Raw genomic sequence first — 16,482 nt, 5'->3', positions numbered from 1 at the left:
GATCTCAATGTATGACGCCTCGGTCGGACTCTTCGTGCCGTATCTGCGCAACCTCTCCGCATTGCTCGACAAGGGCGTTGCCTATGCCGAGGCCCGGAAGTTCAACCCGGCCGTCCTGCTCGGCATGCGCATGGCGCCCGACATGTACGATCTGGCGCAACAGATCGGCGAGGCCTGTCGCCACGCCACGGTCGCCGCGGCCTTGCTCGCCGACCGCGAGCCGGTGGCGCTGCCGGTGCTGGAGCACGACATGGCCGGGCTCCAGGCCCGCATCGCGACGTCAATCGAGTTCATCGAAAGCCTGCCGCGCGCAGAGATCAATGCTGCGGCGGAGCGGAATGTCTTCTTCAGGCTGAAGAACGGGACCGAGTTGCCCTTCACCGGGCGGACGCTGCTGCTGACCTTCAGCGTTCCGCAGTTCTTCTTTCACGTCACGACCGCCTACGACCTGTTACGGCACGCAGGCGTCGAGCTCGTGAAGAAGGATTATCTCGGACGACGATAAGCCGAACCGGCATCCACTTCGCGCGAGAGCGCGCTAGGCTTCGCCCTTGCGCTCGTAATCGGCGAGCGAGCTGCGGCCGGCGATCTCGCTGCGCAGCTCTTCGAAGCGCCGATGCGCCTCGTCCTCATGCGCGTCGACGAAATGCACCGCGGCTTCGCCGGTCATCGGGCCGCTGACCACGGGCACGGACTGCTCGCCGATGGTCTCGTGGACGTAGAACTGGCCGTCATCGCCGCGATGGACCGTCCATTTCAGACGGATCGCCACCATCGGCCCGGGGCCGACCTTGCTGTAGCCGTCGGCGTCGGCGTGCTCCGGCACCAGCGGCTGCTCCTCGACCACCGGATGCTCGTCGACCATCGGGTGCTCGTCCGCGACCCCATGCTCACCAGCAACCACCATTTCAGTCACGGTGACAGTCTCGGTCTCGCGCACGACGAGGACGGGTTCAGGATGCTCCAGGATGCTGGCGATGGTCGCCAACGCGTGGTCGGTCGGGTCGATCTCTGACAAGGGTCCATCCTCCAGCTCGACGCGGCCGGCAAGTCTGTCCCACCGCCGCCGCGGCCGGACCTATTACGCGGGTTTGATTAAGGCTGAGTGAGGGCTCGATCTGCACCAAAATGGGACTCATTCTGGCGTTCCGAAGGCGGGGGGCAGCCGCCCGCCCAGGAGAACCGCCTAGCCCGGAGATGCGCTCAGCCCAGGACATCCTGATTGATGATGTTCTGCCGGATAGGATCGCCGTCCAGCACACTCAGGATGTTGCGCGCGGTCTGCTCGCTCATCCGGCTCACCGCCTCGACCGTCACGCCGGCGACGTGGGGAGCCATGATGACGTTGGGCAGCGCGAACAGCGCGTTGCTGACCGGTGGCGGCTCCACCTCGAACACGTCGATGCCGGCACCGGCGAGCTTGCCCGAGACCAGCGCGTCGTACAGCGCCGCCTCCTTCACGATGCCGCCGCGTGCGGTGTTGATGAGGTAGGATTTCGGCTTCATCCGGCCGATCCGCGCCGCATCGAACAGGCCGACTGTCTCCGGCGTCTTCGGGCAGTGGATGGTGACGAAATCGGCGTGAGGCAGCGCGGCATCGAGATCGGCGACCGGCTCGCAGCCTGCTGCCTTGATCTCTGCGGCTGCCTTGTAGGGATCATAGACCTGCACATTCATGTCCATCGCCAGGCAGCGCTTGGCGGTGCGGGTGCCGATGCGGCCGAAGCCGATGATGAGGACGGTCTTGCCGTAGAGATCGAACGGCAGCATGCCGAGACGGTCCGCCCATTTGCCGTCTTTCACGCAGGCGTGCATCTCCTGCGCGCGTTTTGCCAGTGTCAGCATCATGAACAGCGCCTGTTCGGCGACCGAGGGCGAGTTCGCGCTGCCGGCGACCATCAGCGGCACCTTGCGGCGGGAGAGGGCGGGGACGTCGACGGCGTCGTAACCGACGCCGATCCGGGTCACCACCTTCATGTCCTTCGAGGCTTCGAGCTCGGTCTCGCCGAAAGCGGTGGCGCCGAGCGCCACGCCATGGACCGGCGCGTGGCTCTTCAGCAAGGCCTCGAAATCCCTGGCGGAGATCAGGTTCGGAAACTCGATGAGCTCGATATCATCTCGCTGGGTGAGGAGGGCGCGCGCCCCTTGCGACAAAGTTTGCGTGACAAAAATTTTCTTCTTGTTGGTCGACATCGTCCCTACCTGCGCGAGTTTCTTGGCCGGCCGTCACAAGACGGCGCCGGTCGCCTCGTTTAGCAGGTGCATATTGTTGAGGTCCATCGCCAAACGCATGGGTGCTCCGTCCTTGGCGCCCGCATTGGGATCGACACGGCCGCAGACGGGCGTGCCTTCCAGTCCGAAATAGACCAGCGTCTCCATTCCCATCGGCTCGGTGACATCAAGCACGGTGTCGAAGGTCTCGACACCCGGCTCGAGATGCGCATGCGATTCCGTGAGATGTTCGGGACGGATGCCGAGCAACAGGTTTTCAGATCGGGGCAGCGCGCTGTAACGGGCGGCGCGGGCCGGCGGCAACGGGAATGAGATGCGATCCGTCAGGCGGACGTTGAGCTTGCCGCCGACGTCCTCGAGACGGCACGGAATGAAGTTCATCGCCGGCGAGCCAATGAAGCCCGCGACGAAGCGCGTCGCCGGCTTGTGGTAGAGCTCGTTCGGGGTGCCGATCTGCTCGATCCGACCCTTGTTCATCACCACGACGCGATCAGCCAGCGTCATCGCCTCGACCTGGTCGTGGGTGACGTAGACCGTCGTGGTGCGCACTTTCTGGTGCACCTTCTTGATCTCGATCCGCATCTGCACGCGCAGCTTGGCGTCGAGATTGGACAGCGGTTCGTCGAACAGGAAGACCTTTGGGTTGCGCACGATGGCCCGCCCCATGGCGACGCGCTGGCGCTGGCCGCCGGAGAGCTGCTTCGGCTTGCGGTCGATCAGGTCGGTGATGTCGAGGAGGCGGGCGGCTTCCGTCACCCGCGCCTTGATCTCGGCCTTGGGATAGTGCTTGAGCCGCAGCCCGAACGACATGTTCTCCGCGACCGTCATGTGCGGGTAGAGCGCGTAGTTCTGAAACACCATCGCGATGTCGCGGTCCTTCGGCGGCACGTCGTTGACGACGTCCCCGCCGATCATGATGTCGCCGTCGGTGATGTCCTCGAGTCCCGCGATCATCCGCAAGGTCGTCGACTTGCCGCAGCCGGAGGGGCCGACGAGCACGATGAACTCATGGTCAGAGATGTCGAGATCGATGCCGCGCACCGCCTCGACGTCGTCGTAACGCTTGACCACCTTCCGCAACGCAACCTCAGCCATAAGACATCAACCCTTTGTGGCGCCGGCGGTCAGGCCGGCAATGTAATAGTCCATCAGGAAGGCGTAGATGACCAGCGGCGGGGCAGCGCCAAGCAGCGCGCCGGTCATGATCTGCCCCCAGTTGAAGACGTCGCCCTTGATCAGCGTGGTGGTGATGCCGACCGGCAGCACGAGCTGGTCGATGGATGTCGTGAACACCAGCGGATAGAGGAACTGCGCCCAGGACACGGTGAAGGCGAAGATGGTCGCTGCGATCAGGCCAGGGAGGGCAACCGGAATGAAAATCCGCGTCAGGGTCTGGAGCCAGGAGGCGCCGTCGATGAGAGCCGCCTCGTCCAGCTCCTTCGGGATCGAGGCGAAATAACCGATCATGATCCAGGTGCAGAACGGCACGGTCAGCGTCGGATAGATGAACACCAGCACGTACCAGCGGTTGAGAAGGGTGATGCCGGTGACGTCCTGGACCACCGCGAGCATCTTGAACAAGGGAATGAACAGGAGGCTGTCCGGGATCAGATAGGTGAGAAAGACCCCGGTCGCGAGCGTCGCCGAGCCCCAGAACTTCATCCGCGCCAATGCAAACGCCGCCGGAATGCTGATCAGCATCGTCACGATCACGACCACGATCGAGATCATCGACGAATTCCAGAAGAATCGCAGGAACTGGTTCGAGGTCAATAGCTCCACATAGTTCGACAGCGTCGGATGAAATACCCACCACGGATTGGTGGCGGCCGAGATCTCCGCGCTGCTCTTGAGCGAGGTGATCAGCATGTAGATCGGCGGGATCAGGAAGAAGATCGCAAACAGCACCAGGAAAAAGTAGGACCAGCGCAACGCCCAGGTGCGGTCGCGGCTCATGCTTCGAAGCTTGACCTTGCGTGTCGGTCCGGCCTTGTCGATTGCGAGCGTGCTCATCAGGCTTCGTTCCCACGTTTGTTGACATCGCGCAGGATGAAGACCGCTGCGACGGCGAGGATCGGCACCATGAACAGCGAGACGCAGGCGCCGAGCGGAATGTCGCTGCTCTGGATGCCGACCTGGAACGCCCAGGTGGCGAACAAATGCGTCCGGTCCAGCGGACCGCCGGAGGTGAGGATGCGCACGATGTCGAAATTGGCGAAAGTGACGATCAGCGAGAACAGCGTGGTGATGGCGATGATGTTGCGCATCATCGGCAGGGTGATGTGCCAGATCTTCTGCCACCAATTGGCGCCGTCGATCGCTGCGGCTTCGTAGAGCTGGTCGGGTACGGATTTCAAGGCGGCCAGGTACATGATCAGGAAGAACGGCGCGCCGTACCAGACGTTGACGAGGATGACGGAGAAACGCGCCCAGAAGGTGTCACCGAGCCACGGGATCGGACCGATGCCGAAGAACGACAGCGTATAGTTGAAGGCGCTGTAGGAGGGATCGAACAGCCACAGCCATGCCAGCGTGCTCATCGCCGGTGGGATCACCCAAGGCACCAGCAGCATGCCGCGCCATTTACGTTGCTTCTTGCCGGGAATGTTGTGGACGAAATGCGCGACGATGAAGCCGATCAGCGCCTTGAAGACCACGGCGGTAATCGCAAAAATGCAGGACTGTCTCACCACCATCCAGAACGTTTCGCGCTTGAACAGGAAGGTGAAGTTGCTGAGACCGACGAACTTCGTCATCGCCTTGTTCAGCGTCGCCAGGTAGACCGAATAGAAGGCGGGATAGAGCACGAGCAGGGCGATCAGGAGGATCAGCGGCAGCGTCAGGAAGAACGCGACGGTCGATTTCCGTCCCATTGCATTGCGCAGGCTCGCCCGTTTGCGCGGGCTCGCAGCTCGAGCGGGACGGCCTTGCTCAACGACGACATCGGCCATGACGTTAGCCTCTTTTGCAGGACACGTAGCAGGACATGTAGGACGGCGAAGCCGGCGCAGCCGTCGGCTTCATTCGGCAAGCGGATCGAGCGAGTGGGGCCTCGGCGGCTCACGCGCGAAGCGTGAACCGCCATGGCACATACCCGGCTCAGGTTCGCATGAAGCCTTCGCACTCGCCTTCGGCCCAGGCGAGCGCGGTTTCCAACTTCTCTCCTTGCGCAAAGCGCAGCGCCATCTTGGTCAGCGTCGCCTGGAAGTAGATCTGCTGGGCGATCTTCGGCGGCGCCGGAGACGCGGCGATCGACATCGTCTGCTGCTTGTAGGGATCCGGATAGTGGAAGAGCGTGCCCTTCGGCGGCCCTTCCTCGGCCCAGGTCTTGAACTTCGTCATGTTCGCGTAGGCCGGGAGATCGTACCCGCCGCTTGCCGCGACGAACTTCTCGATCGCCGCCGGCGAGGACAGGTGAACAAGCAAGCTCTTGGCCGCTTCCTTGTTCTTGCCAAAGGCCCAGACGCCCCAGAAGTACGGCAGGAAGGGCGCAAAACGTCCCTTCGGACCGGACGGGAAGCCGTGCGTCCAGCACTGTTCGGCGACTTGCGGTGCGTCGCGCTTGGCGACCGCCCAGGCACTCGGCGGATTCAGGATCATCGCCCCGCGGCCCGAGATCAGCCATTTGTTGTTGGAGGCATCGTCCCAGGACGGCGCGTCGGTGGGCAGGACGGCGATCAGCTTCTTGTAGAATTCGAGCGCCTGCCGCACTGCATCGGTCTTGACGGTGATATCGCCCTTGGCGTTGACGAGCTCGGCGCCGAACGACTGGAAGATCGCGCCGGCGGTGTCGACGCTGTCGGTGGTCTCGCCGAGACCGATGCCGAAGGGGAAGCCGGCCTTGTGGCAGGCCTCGGCCGCCTTCAGGAACGTCTCCATGGTCCAGTTGTCTGCTTTCGGCGGAGCGCCGACTGGATACATCTCCTGCACGTCGATGCCGGCGTGTTTCTTCATGAGATCTATGCGGGAGCAGGGGCCCTTGATCTGGCTTCCCGGCGTCGCGGGCACTGCGAGCCATTTGCCGCCCGACCGCCCGAGATATTTGACGGTGTCGTTCACCTCGCCGTTCTGCTTGATGAGCGGCTCCATGACGTCGTTGAGCGGTTCGAGATTCTCGGAATAGGCGTGCGGCCACCAGCTCGGCATCTGGAGAATGTCGTGACCGGACTTGGCCTGGGCTTCGGCCGCTGCCGTCAGCTCGATCTTCTTGTTGTTGCTGGTGATGTAGTCGATCGAGACTTCGACCTTCTCCTTCTCGCCCCATTCCTTGACGAGCGCGGTGGAGGCATCGTTGGCGCCGGGCACCCAGTGGTCCCAGAAGCCGATCGAGAGCTTGCCGGCGGCGTAAGCGCCTCGGACATAGGGCGCCGTGATCAGCGCCGCGGAGGACATTGCAGTGGCAGCCACAAATTGACGTCGCGTCAGTGTCTTGCGTGACATCTCGTTTCCTCGCTTGGGTGTTTTATTGTTCTGGCGTTCCTCTGAACTCTTCCGAGTTCTGCTTTTGATTTTCTTTTCGAAAGTTTCTTGTTCGACGTTTCTTGTTGATGCCGTCGGCTTCGAAGGCAAATTGGTAGCGCGATCAGATCATGATTGATTGCGTCTGTCGAGAAAACCGAACGGCTTGCGCCTAGAACTAACGTTGTGTCCGGGAACGCGGCAGCGCCCTCGACCTCATGCGCGGACCATGAACCACGGCCGGTTGTTTTGCGACGCACACTTGGCGCTGGCGCGCCCGACCGACATGTGCGCAATTACGCCGCAGTTTCCAAGGAGCCTGCATAAGCACCTCGCGGCAAACACTTTTCGGGCGTGGATAGCATTTGTCGGCGCCTAGACCTCGAAGCGGTGAAAACGATAGAGTTGCAGCTGGCGGGTGGTTCTCATCCCCAAGAGCCTAATCAGATCGAGATGGAGACCAGAATGATCAACCCGGCGCCGCCCGCGCGGCTTTACCTGCGACGATGGTTCGCGCTGGGGTCCGTTTTCGTGTTGCTGCTCGGCGCAGCCGCGGTGGCGAACGCTCAAGGCCTGGTCAAAGGGGTTCAGGAAGGAGCGGCGGCCGGGAACAAGGCGGCGGGTCCGGTCGGCGGCGTGCTTGGCGGCGCGATCGGCGGCGTGGTCGGTGTTTTCACCGGCGTGCTCGGCGTTGGCAATAATGGCAATCAGGCGCCTGCCGCCAGAGATCCGAGCAAGGATGCAAGCAAGGATGCGGCCAAGGACGCCAAGCAGGGCGCCGGCAAGGACAAAGATGCCAAGAGCGCCAAGGCGGGCAAGGGCGCCAAGGCGAGCAAGGAGGCGAAGAACGCGCCGCAGGACAAGGATGTCACGGTCCTCACCCAGACCGGCGCGCCGCAATTGACCGCCGACCAGATCGTCACCAACAGCGACTCCTATATCGAGCGGATCAAGACCGAGCTGAACCTCACGCCCGAGCAGGAGAAGCACTGGTACGGTTTCTCGAGCGCCATGCACTACCTCGGGCATAACGGTGCCGAGCGGCTCAACCTGCGGGTTGCGCGCGCCAAGCGGGATCCTCCCGACGACATCGTCGAGCAGATGCGCAACGAGGCCCAATTCCTGATCGACCGCGCTGCCGACCAGCGCAATGTCGCCGACGCCGCCGAGCCCCTCTATTCGAGCCTCGATGACAAACAAAAGCAGGTGTTCGTGCAGGAGATGGTGCGGCTCAGCCACGAACGAGGATTGGATTGATCAAGTGGAATCGGATCGGGCGGGTCGAATTAACGGACCCCGCCACGAATTCGTGAATCCTCTTCGCGATTCGGTTATGATTAGCTTGGGAAGCTGATGGGCGGGGTTGATATGGCGGACGGACTCTCCGTTTTCCTGGTCGAAGACGAGACGTTGATCCGGATGATGATGACGGACATGGTGGAGGAACTCGGCCACCACGTCATCGCGGAAGCGGATAATGTTCGGGACGCCAGCGCTTTCGCCATGACCGCGCAGTACGATCTTGCGATCCTCGACATCAATCTCAAGGGCCTCTACGTCGATCCGGTCGCCGATCTGATCGAGCGTCGCGGGAAGCCGTTTTTGTTCGCCACGGGCTACGGTCCGGAGCTGCTGCCGTCCTTGCTCAGGCGCCGGCCGATCCTGCGCAAGCCGATTTCGATCGATCAGCTCAAGGCGATGATCGATTCGATGTTTCCGGAAGCGGCAGCGAAGACGCCGAACTGAGACCAAAATGAAAATGGCCGCCCACAGGGGCGGCCATTTCGCGACGGAATTCGTCGCGGCTTCACATCAGGCCGGCGCCGAGATCGATGCCGCGCGCCATCAGGCCGAACGAGGCGACCAGGCCCGTGCAGCAAAACAGCAAGATGGTCTTGAACGAAGAAAACGAAGAATCGGCCAAACGCGTTTCGCTGGTGGCCGGCATCGCGGCGATCGAAATCATGCTCATGTTCATTCCCCCCTTTGTTGCCCCTGAATTGGATCAGGTGGGGAACTCCTAGAGCAAAAAGTTTGACGCGAGCTTTCGAGGGATCGTTAACGAAATCGCAATCGATACCGCATTTTCGGGCACTGGAGTGCGATCACGCGTTTCAGTGGCGCCCGTTCTTCAGCACCGTGGCGATGGTGTGGGCCGTCATGGCGGCGCGGTCCGAAGCGCGCTGGGCTGCGAGGCGGTCACGCGCCTTTTCCTCGATCAAGAGCTCGATCAGGGCCAGCCGCTTGCCCTCGTCGTCCGCCTCGAGCAGCAGGCGGTGATAGCGGTGATAGTCGAAACCCAGATCCTGCTTACGCATGTCACGCCCCCGCAACTACGCCACGCACAAGCTAGGATTGTTTCTCATCCGGGACGTGCGCGCAAGCACGATCCCGCGTCGCGCGCGCGTGCCGCGCAATCAGCTGTGCATGACTGGAACCCGCGGACGGAGGCGCGCGCCGTTTAAGGCTGGTTGTGCTCCGCGAACATCGTCAGGCCGAGGAAACTCGCATCAGGTTTCGTGACCAGTCTGGTCGGGATGTCGCGCAGATAGTCCTGGAAGCGTCCCTTGGCTTCGAAGCGCGCCCGGAATGCGGAGGCTGCGAGGAAGTCAGGAAAGCGCGGCACGATTCCGCCGGCGATATAAACGCCGCCGCGTGCGCCGAAGGTCACCGCGAGATTGCCCGCGACCGAGCCGAGGATGGCGCAAAACATCTCCAGCGTCTTGCGGCTGAGCTCGCAACTGCCTTCCAGGGCGGCCTTCGTGATGGCGGCAGCATCGCGATGCGGCACCTGAGCGCCTTCCACCTCGGCCAGCGCCTCGTACAGGCTTTGCAGGCCCGAACCGGACAACGCGCCACGCTCGATGGAGACATGGCCGAGGCGTCGGCGCATGCACGCGATCACGCGTTCCTCGCGCTCGTCCTCCGCCGGCAGGGTCGCGTGGCCTGCCTCGGTGACGACGGCCAGCCGTGAGCCGTGGCGCTCGACCAGGCAGGACACGCCAAAGCCGGTTCCAGGGCCAACCACCAGCAACGGCTCTCCGGGAAGGCCATCCTGTCCGCCGAGCGGGATCAGGTCGGCGGGCTGCAGGGCGGGCAGGGACCAGGCCACCACCTCGAAATCGTTAAGAACATGGACGCTGTCGAAGCCGAGGGCCGGCTGAAGCTCGTTGCCGTCGATGACCCATGGGCTGTTGGTCATGACGCAGCGGTTGTTGGTCACCGGTCCTGCGACGGCCAGCACGGCCCTTGGGGGCGGTTGGCCGTGGCAGCGACGCGCGAGAACATCGGCAATGGCTTCCCGGACGGTCGGGAAGTCTGCCACTTTGACGTAGTCGATCGGTCCGGTCTGATCGCCCTGACTGAGCGCGAAGCGCGCATTGGTGCCGCCGATATCGGCGAGAAGAATCTGTCCTGTCTTGCCGATGGTCATGTGCGTATGGCTGCCGCAGCGTTTCCGGCTGCGGGAACCGCTTCCTCCGCTCTATCCGATCGCAAGACGCGAACGGCTGTCAGAATCCGTCCCCGGGTGGATCTAGTCAACACGCATCAGCCCAAACCGTTGCATCCCGGGACCGACGGGGCGCATTCGCGCAGATCGCCGCACCTTCTCGTTGGTTGCGAAGCAGCCCGGGAAGATCGACACTGCAGACGTGCCTTCGGCGCCGCTCGCGCAGATGGCCTGGAATGGACCTTGCGATGAAGATTTCCGACCGCGACGTGCTGCTGGTCATCGACGTGCAGAACGATTTTTGCACGGGCGGGGCGCTCGCCGTGCCCGGCGGCGAGAAGGTCGTCCCCGCCATCAATCGGATCGCCCAAAAATTCGCCAATGTGGTGCTGACCCAGGACTGGCATCCCCGCGATCATGTCTCCTTTGCGCCGAACCATGCGGGCAAACAGCCGTTCCAGACCATCGTGCTCGACTACGGCGTCCAGGTGCTGTGGCCGAGCCATTGCGTGCAGGGCACCGCAGGCGCCGAATTTCATCGCGATCTCGACGTCACCCGCGCAAATCTGGTGGTGCGGAAGGGATTTCGGCGCGGCATCGATTCCTATTCGGCGCTGTTCGAGAACGACAGGACAACGCCGACCGGCCTGCTCGGATATTTGCGCGAACGCGAGTTGAACACCGTCTTCGTCGCCGGCCTCGCGTTCGACTTCTGCGTTCGCTTCTCGGCGGACGATGCCCGCAAGGCCGGGTTCGAGGTCGCCGTCATCGAGGACGCCTGCCGCGGCATCGATCTCGACGGCTCGGTGGCCGCGACCCATCAGAGTTTTCGCGAGCGCGGTATTTCGCTCGTCAGCTTCGAGGCCTTCCTGTGAGGACCGTGGGATAGCCATGGCGGAGAAGACCGGCAAACAGCTGCGCGCACCGGAGCCGGTCCCGGATGACCCGCTGCTGTGGCCGTTCGCTGCGGCGCGGATTGCCATGGACGCCTGCTTTGGATGGCTCGAGCGCGGCCCGTCGGAGCTGGCCGACAGCAGCCTGCCTTGGACCACGCCCAACTCCGTCGCGCTGGAGCTTGCGACCATGCGCCTGCGTAATTGCGCGCGGACGGGGGCCGGCCAGCCGGCACTGGTCTGCGCGCCCTATGCGCTGCACCGGGCCCTGATCGCCGACTTCGCGCCCGGCCACAGCGTTGTGCAGTCCCTGCAAAATGGCGGCATCGACCGGGTCTATCTCACCGACTGGCGCTCGGCCGCACTCGACATGCGCTATCTCTCGATCGACAGCTATCTCGGTGATCTCAACGTCGCCATCGACGAAATCGGCGCGCCGGTCGATCTCGTCGGCCTGTGCCAGGGTGGCTGGCTCTCGCTGCTCTATGCGGCGCGCTTTCCCGCCAAGGTGCGGCGGCTGGTACTGGCTGGCGCGCCCGTCGACCTCTCCATTGACTCCAGGCTGTCGCAGCTCGCCCGCAACGCGCCGGAGATGGTCTACGACCAGCTCGTCGCCCGCGGCGGCGGCAATGTCAGCGGCGAAGAGATGCTGCGGGTCTGGTCGAAGGCACCGAGCCGCGACGACATCGCGACGGCGCTGCAGAGCGACCTCTCCGGCGAGGACGGTGCGGCGCTGCTGGCGCGCTTCGAGCGCTGGAATGCCGAGCCCCTCAATCTGCCCGGCACCTATTATCTCGAGATCGTCAACTGGATTTTCCGGGAGAACCGGATCGCGCGCGGCCAGTTCACGGCACTCGGCCGCGGGATTGATCTGAAGGACGTGAAGGCGCCGGTCTTCCTTTTGGCCGGACTCGATGACGACGTCGTGCCGGCTGCGCAGGCGCTCGCCACCGCCGGCTTGCTCGGCACACCGCCGGCCTTCATTGCGGCGGCCTCCCAGCCCAGCAACCATCTTGGCCTGTTCATGGGCGCGCGGACCCACGCCCATGCCTGGCCCCGGATCGCCGAGTGGCTGCGCGACGATCTGCCCGGCATGCTGGCGCGCAGAGCCTGAGACTGCCTCAAGGGCACGGCCGGGCAGCGAAGCTGCAAATCCGTTATGCATGCCGTTGAATGACCTGCACGGGGCCATGTCGATGGGTTAAATGGAGTCCAGAGCTGGCGGAGGCCGGTCGCGACGAGACAAAGGGACTTTGCTCGATGAGTTTCCACTCGATCTATGCCCACGGATTTGCGCGCGTGGCGGCCTGCGTCACCACCTCTCATGTGGCTGATCCGACGGCCAACGCAGCTGCGGTTCTGGCGGCGGCGAAGGACTGCCACGCGCAGTCGGTGGCAGTTGCCGTGTTTCCCGAGCTCGGCCTGTCCGGCTATGCAATCGAAGATCTCGTGAAGCAGGATCCGCTGCTCGATGCGGTCGAGCGCGGGCTTGTGGCCGTCGTCGAGGCATCCTCGTCCCTGATGACCGTCCTGATCGTTGGCGCGCCGCTGCGCTTTGGCAATCGGATCTACAATTGCGCGGTCGTCATCCATCGCGGCAAGATCCTCGGCGTGGTGCCCAAGAGCTACCTGCCGACCTATCGCGAATTCTACGAGGGGCGGCATTTCGCCTCCGGCGCCGGCATCGTCGGAGAGATGGTCGCCTTTGGCGGGCTGCATGCCCCGTTCGGCGTCGACCTCCTGTTCGCAGCCGAGGACGTTCCGGGCCTGACCATCGGCGTCGAGATCTGCGAGGACATGTGGATCCCGGTGACGCCGGCCTCCGAGCTCGCGCTCGCGGGTGCGAGCGTGCTGATCAATCTCTCGGGCAGCCCGATCACGATCGGCCGCGCCCGCTCGCGCGCGCTCTTGTGCCAATCGACTTCAGCCCGCTGCCTCGCGGCTTACGTCTATTCCGCCGCAGGGGCAGGGGAATCGACCACGGATTTGGCCTGGGACGGCCAGACCTCGATCTACGAGAACGGCGTGCTGCTGGCCGAGGGCGAGCGGTTCCGGCAGGGCGGCCAGATCACGCTGGCCGACGTCGATCTCGACCTGCTCAGGCAGGAACGCGCGCTGATGGGTACGTTCGATGACAATCGCCGGCAGCGCGAAGCCTTCTTCCGAAAAGTCGGCTTCGCCTTGAAGCCCCCGGCCGCCGATATCGGCTTCCTGCGCAAGGTCGAGCGCTTTCCGTTCGTGCCGAGCGACGAGAGCCTGCTCGAGCAGGACTGCTATGAGGCCTACAACATTCAGGTCGCGGGCCTTGTCCAGCGCATGCGTGCGACCGGTACCAAGCGCGTCGTTATCGGCGTCTCTGGCGGACTCGATTCTACCCACGCCTTGATCGTCGCCGCCAAGGCCGTCGACCTTCTTGGCCTGCCGCGAGAGAACATTCTCGCCTACACCATGCCGGGCTTTGCCACCGGCAGCGACAGCAAGACCAATGCGCTGGGGCTAATGACGGCGCTGCAGACGAGTTGGCAGGAACTCGACATTCGCACCACGGCGACGCAGATGCTGAAGGACATCGGCCATCCCTTCGGCAAGGGCGAGAAGGTCTACGACGTCACATTCGAGAACGTGCAGGCGGGCCTGCGCACGGACTATCTGTTCCGGCTCGCCAACCATCATGGTGGCCTCGTGATCGGCACCGGCGATCTTTCCGAGCTCGCACTGGGCTGGTGCACCTACGGCGTCGGCGATCAGATGGCGCACTATAACGTCAATGCCGGAGTGCCGAAGACGCTGATCCAGCATCTGATCCGCTGGGTGATTGCTTCCAAGCAGTTCAGCGACGACGTCAACCAAACGCTTGGATCGATCCTGTCGGCCGAAATCTCGCCGGAGCTGGTTCCGGCTGAGCCGGGCGAGAAGCCGCAGAGCACGGAAGCTTCGGTCGGCCCCTACGAGCTCCAGGATTTCAACCTGTTCTACACGCTGCGGTTCGGCATGCGGCCGTCCAAGATCGCCTTTATGGCGCTGCAGGCCTGGAAAGACGTTGCCCAGGGCGAGTGGCCGCCGGCATTTCCGACCGAGCGCAAGGCCTACGATCTCAAGGAAATACGCCGCTGGCTGGAGGTGTTCTTGCGCCGCTTCTTCGCTTTCAGCCAGTTCAAGCGCTCGGCGATGCCGAACGGACCCAAGGTTTCGGCCGGCGGCTCGTTGTCGCCGCGCGGCGACTGGCGTGCGCCGTCGGATTCGAGCGCTGCGGCGTGGCTTGAAGATCTCGAGCGGAATGTGCCGGTTTGAACGGGAAATGAGCGATGTCGGCCGGCGATGGGCCCGAGCAGGGCGGCAACCCACAGAAGGTCCTCAACGGCCTCTACATCTTTGAGATCGAGATGCGCGACGGCAAGCGCGGCCAGGCCAAAGGCGTCGTCGTGCTCTGCGATGGCCGCATCATGGGCGGCGACAGCTATTTCTACTACACCGGCAGCTACACCTTCCGGAACGGGAAATGGCGCGGCGACATGACCGTCAATCAGCACACCGAGGCCGTCGGCAAGCCGCTCGCGTTCGGCGGCAGGGAAGTGACCTGCGGCTTTTCCGGCGACTATTCCGCCGACGGCGCCGAAGTCGAAGGCATGGCGCTGGTTGGCAAGACCAGCGTGACATTCACGGCGCGGCTCACGCTGAAGGACCCGATGTGAGACCCGCGTGATCAGCCCTCGTTCCTGATCAGGAACCTTCGCACCCACAGAACGTTCGCGTCTGTCGTTGCGAATTTTCCAGGAGAGGGACCATGCGCAAGCACTTGATGTTATCGACCGCGGCTATCGGACTGATGCTTGCTTCCGGCTTCGCCTACGCCCAGGCGCCCGGTGAGCGAAGGGACGAGCCGAGACGGACCGAGGAGCCGGCGAAAGGTGCCGGGCCGCAACGCGGCGGCGCCCAAGAACGGGTTCAAGAGCGCGCGCAGGGCGCCCAGGAGCGATTGCAGGGTGCGGGCCGCGAGGAGAAGGGCGGCGCTGCCAAGCAGGACGCGAGTGACGACAAGCGCCAGCCGGCCAGTTCTGCCGAGCGCAGCCAGCCGAAGTCGAAGGATCAGGCCCAGGAATCTCGTGAGCCTTCGCGCGATCGCAACCGTGAGGCGGAGAGCCCGAAACCGGGACGCGACGGCAAGAACAGCGCCGAGACGAAGCAGGACAAGTCCGCGCCGCAGAAATCAACGGCCGAGTCCGAGAAGTCCAAGTCCGGCACGTCTGGCCAGCAGAACGAGCGCACGGGAGCTGCGGCCAACCAGAACGAGCGCAACCAGACCCAGCCGCCGCGCAACGCGGCCGAGCAGCAGCAGCCGGCGCAACAGAACAACCGACCGGCCACAGCGACCGACACGAACCGGACGGCCCCGACCAACAATGCGCAGACCGCGCCTGCCACTTCAGGCACGCAGACCAATCAAGCCAATCAGACGCCCCAGACCAACACGCAGGCCAATCAGCAGACCCAGGTGACGTCCGAGAAGCAGGTGCGGATCTCCGAAACGGTGAGCCGCGCACGCCTGGCGGAGCCGGAGCGTAATCTGAACATCTCGATCCGGGTCGGTGAAACCATTCCCTCGCGCGTGCGCCTCCACAGGCTTCCGCCCGAGATCGTCGCGATCGAGCCCGAGTATCGGGACTACGAATATTTTTCGACGGGCGACGACGTCGTCATTGTGGAGCCGCGGACGCATCGCATCGTCAGCCAGGTGCCCCGCGATCCCTCACGAGCCCGCGCCCAGATGAGCGGCGGCACCTCATCGAGCATGGCGGCCGCCGGGGGCAGCAATGTGAACTGCCAGATCATGCGGCGTGACGCCTCGGGTAATGTGGCCCAGGCAGAACCCTCGACCGTGGGCTCGACCGCGCGAACGGACTCCCTGAGCGTGACTGTCCAGATGCCCGGCGGCGGCTCATCCGCGCCGATCGCCCTCGGCGCTCCCGCGGGCAACATCGTGGTCGCGACGCAAGGGCAGGGCGACTGCACGGTGACGATCGAGCCGCAGACACGCTAGCGCCGTGTCGGCATAACGACGCCAAAACGACTTCGCGCCGCACGGCTGATCAAACCGGCGGCGCGAAATCACGTTCAAACTAGAAAGTCCCGAGGTCCGGAGTGCCTAGGAGTCCGGACCTCGTAACCTTGCCCCAGCCTTTGATCCCCCCGCCCCATGTGGTCCCCCAACCCCGTGGTGCGCGATCAGAGGGTGATGCCCTTGGAAGGCCGCCGATCGATGTACCGCGATGTACGCGACATCGGAATAGGATTCCATTCCGGATCACTACGGATTTCATCGCGCTTGAATTTTCGCGGCGCATGCGCCTGCACGCGCGGTTGCCTGAAACCAATGCAAGCGCGCGAGCGCATGTGGCCCTCATCATGCCGGCACCGGCGACCACCATCGTCGTGACCACGCTGCCGGTC

General features: G+C 63.8%; 18 protein-coding genes. 8 read left to right on the top strand and 10 right to left on the bottom strand.

Going from position 1 to position 16,482, the window contains the following annotated elements; genetic code table 11:
* The first annotated feature begins 7 nt into the window (after positions 1-7).
* Positions 8-505, top strand: a complete 498-nt coding sequence (locus tag IVB13_RS01305; protein ID WP_018457906.1) for a DUF1993 domain-containing protein — start codon at positions 8-10, stop codon at positions 503-505.
* Between the two features lie 33 nt (positions 506-538).
* Here IVB13_RS01305 and IVB13_RS01300 read toward each other — a convergent pair whose 3' ends face one another.
* From IVB13_RS01300 to IVB13_RS01275, 6 genes are all read right to left on the bottom strand, one after another.
* Positions 539-1,018 carry a hypothetical protein gene (locus IVB13_RS01300; protein ID WP_247336703.1) on the bottom strand — a complete coding sequence of 160 codons (480 nt, stop codon included), beginning with the start codon at positions 1,016-1,018 and terminating at the stop codon, positions 539-541.
* Positions 1,019-1,203: 185 nt separating this feature from the next.
* Positions 1,204-2,193, bottom strand: a complete 990-nt coding sequence (locus IVB13_RS01295; RefSeq protein ID WP_018457904.1) for a hydroxyacid dehydrogenase — start codon at positions 2,191-2,193, stop codon at positions 1,204-1,206.
* 33 nt (positions 2,194-2,226) lie between these two features.
* On the bottom strand, positions 2,227-3,327 hold the full coding sequence (gene ugpC, locus IVB13_RS01290; protein WP_247336700.1) for a sn-glycerol-3-phosphate ABC transporter ATP-binding protein UgpC: 1,101 nt from the start codon (positions 3,325-3,327) through the stop codon (positions 2,227-2,229).
* A 6-nt stretch (positions 3,328-3,333) separates the two neighbouring features.
* On the bottom strand, positions 3,334-4,245 hold the full coding sequence (locus IVB13_RS01285) for a carbohydrate ABC transporter permease (protein ID WP_018457902.1): 912 nt from the start codon (positions 4,243-4,245) through the stop codon (positions 3,334-3,336).
* Positions 4,245-5,183, bottom strand: a complete 939-nt coding sequence (locus IVB13_RS01280) for a sugar ABC transporter permease (protein WP_007590928.1) — start codon at positions 5,181-5,183, stop codon at positions 4,245-4,247. Before IVB13_RS01280 ends, IVB13_RS01285 begins: the two co-directional genes overlap by 1 nt.
* A gap of 148 nt (positions 5,184-5,331) precedes the next feature.
* A complete protein-coding gene (locus IVB13_RS01275) occupies positions 5,332-6,672 on the bottom strand; it encodes an extracellular solute-binding protein (RefSeq protein ID WP_026233460.1) in 1,341 nt (446 codons plus the stop codon).
* A 483-nt stretch (positions 6,673-7,155) separates the two neighbouring features.
* On the opposite strand from IVB13_RS01275, the gene IVB13_RS01270 reads away from it, so the two are divergent.
* Positions 7,156-7,947: a Spy/CpxP family protein refolding chaperone gene (locus IVB13_RS01270; RefSeq protein WP_018457899.1), complete on the top strand. Its 792-nt coding sequence runs from the start codon at positions 7,156-7,158 to the stop codon at positions 7,945-7,947.
* Positions 7,948-8,058: 111 nt separating this feature from the next.
* Positions 8,059-8,436, top strand: a complete 378-nt coding sequence (locus tag IVB13_RS01265; protein WP_026233459.1) for a response regulator — start codon at positions 8,059-8,061, stop codon at positions 8,434-8,436.
* 61 nt (positions 8,437-8,497) lie between these two features.
* Here IVB13_RS01265 and IVB13_RS01260 read toward each other — a convergent pair whose 3' ends face one another.
* The 3 genes from IVB13_RS01260 to glk form a co-directional block, all read right to left on the bottom strand.
* Complete coding sequence (locus tag IVB13_RS01260) at positions 8,498-8,662, bottom strand: hypothetical protein (protein ID WP_162847220.1); 165 nt, start codon at positions 8,660-8,662, stop codon at positions 8,498-8,500.
* Positions 8,663-8,804: 142 nt separating this feature from the next.
* Entirely contained in the window at positions 8,805-9,008 is a 204-nt protein-coding gene (locus tag IVB13_RS01255) for a hypothetical protein (protein ID WP_018457896.1), read from the bottom strand.
* 143 nt (positions 9,009-9,151) lie between these two features.
* A complete protein-coding gene (glk, locus tag IVB13_RS01250; protein WP_018457895.1) occupies positions 9,152-10,123 on the bottom strand; it encodes a glucokinase in 972 nt (323 codons plus the stop codon).
* Positions 10,124-10,377: 254 nt separating this feature from the next.
* Here glk and pncA point away from each other — a divergent pair, with 254 nt between their 5' ends.
* The 5 genes from pncA to IVB13_RS01225 all read left to right on the top strand — a co-directional run bounded on the left by pncA (position 10,378) and on the right by IVB13_RS01225 (position 16,072).
* Complete coding sequence (gene pncA, locus IVB13_RS01245; RefSeq protein WP_018457894.1) at positions 10,378-11,016, top strand: bifunctional nicotinamidase/pyrazinamidase; 639 nt, start codon at positions 10,378-10,380, stop codon at positions 11,014-11,016.
* Positions 11,017-11,032: 16 nt separating this feature from the next.
* Positions 11,033-12,148, top strand: coding sequence for an alpha/beta fold hydrolase (locus IVB13_RS01240; protein ID WP_247487453.1), 1,116 nt, complete (start codon positions 11,033-11,035; stop codon positions 12,146-12,148).
* A 146-nt stretch (positions 12,149-12,294) separates the two neighbouring features.
* Complete coding sequence (locus tag IVB13_RS01235) at positions 12,295-14,325, top strand: NAD(+) synthase (protein ID WP_247487451.1); 2,031 nt, start codon at positions 12,295-12,297, stop codon at positions 14,323-14,325.
* A 14-nt stretch (positions 14,326-14,339) separates the two neighbouring features.
* The gene (locus tag IVB13_RS01230; RefSeq protein ID WP_204511245.1) at positions 14,340-14,726 is read left to right on the top strand and encodes a GrlR family regulatory protein; all 387 of its coding nucleotides are present in this window, start codon (positions 14,340-14,342) and stop codon (positions 14,724-14,726) included.
* A 92-nt stretch (positions 14,727-14,818) separates the two neighbouring features.
* On the top strand, positions 14,819-16,072 hold the full coding sequence (locus IVB13_RS01225; RefSeq protein ID WP_204511244.1) for a DUF1236 domain-containing protein: 1,254 nt from the start codon (positions 14,819-14,821) through the stop codon (positions 16,070-16,072).
* Between the two features lie 185 nt (positions 16,073-16,257).
* On the opposite strand, the gene IVB13_RS01220 is transcribed toward IVB13_RS01225, so the two are convergent.
* On the bottom strand, positions 16,258-16,482 hold a 225-nt coding region (locus IVB13_RS01220), incomplete at its 5' end, for a hypothetical protein (RefSeq protein ID WP_247487449.1).

The sequence above is a fragment of the Bradyrhizobium sp. 17 genome, from assembly GCF_023073515.1.
GTDB lineage: Bacteria > Pseudomonadota > Alphaproteobacteria > Rhizobiales > Xanthobacteraceae > Bradyrhizobium > Bradyrhizobium canariense_D.
The sequence above is the reverse complement of the archived record's forward strand: the minus strand, read 5'-3'. Positions and strand labels throughout refer to the sequence as shown.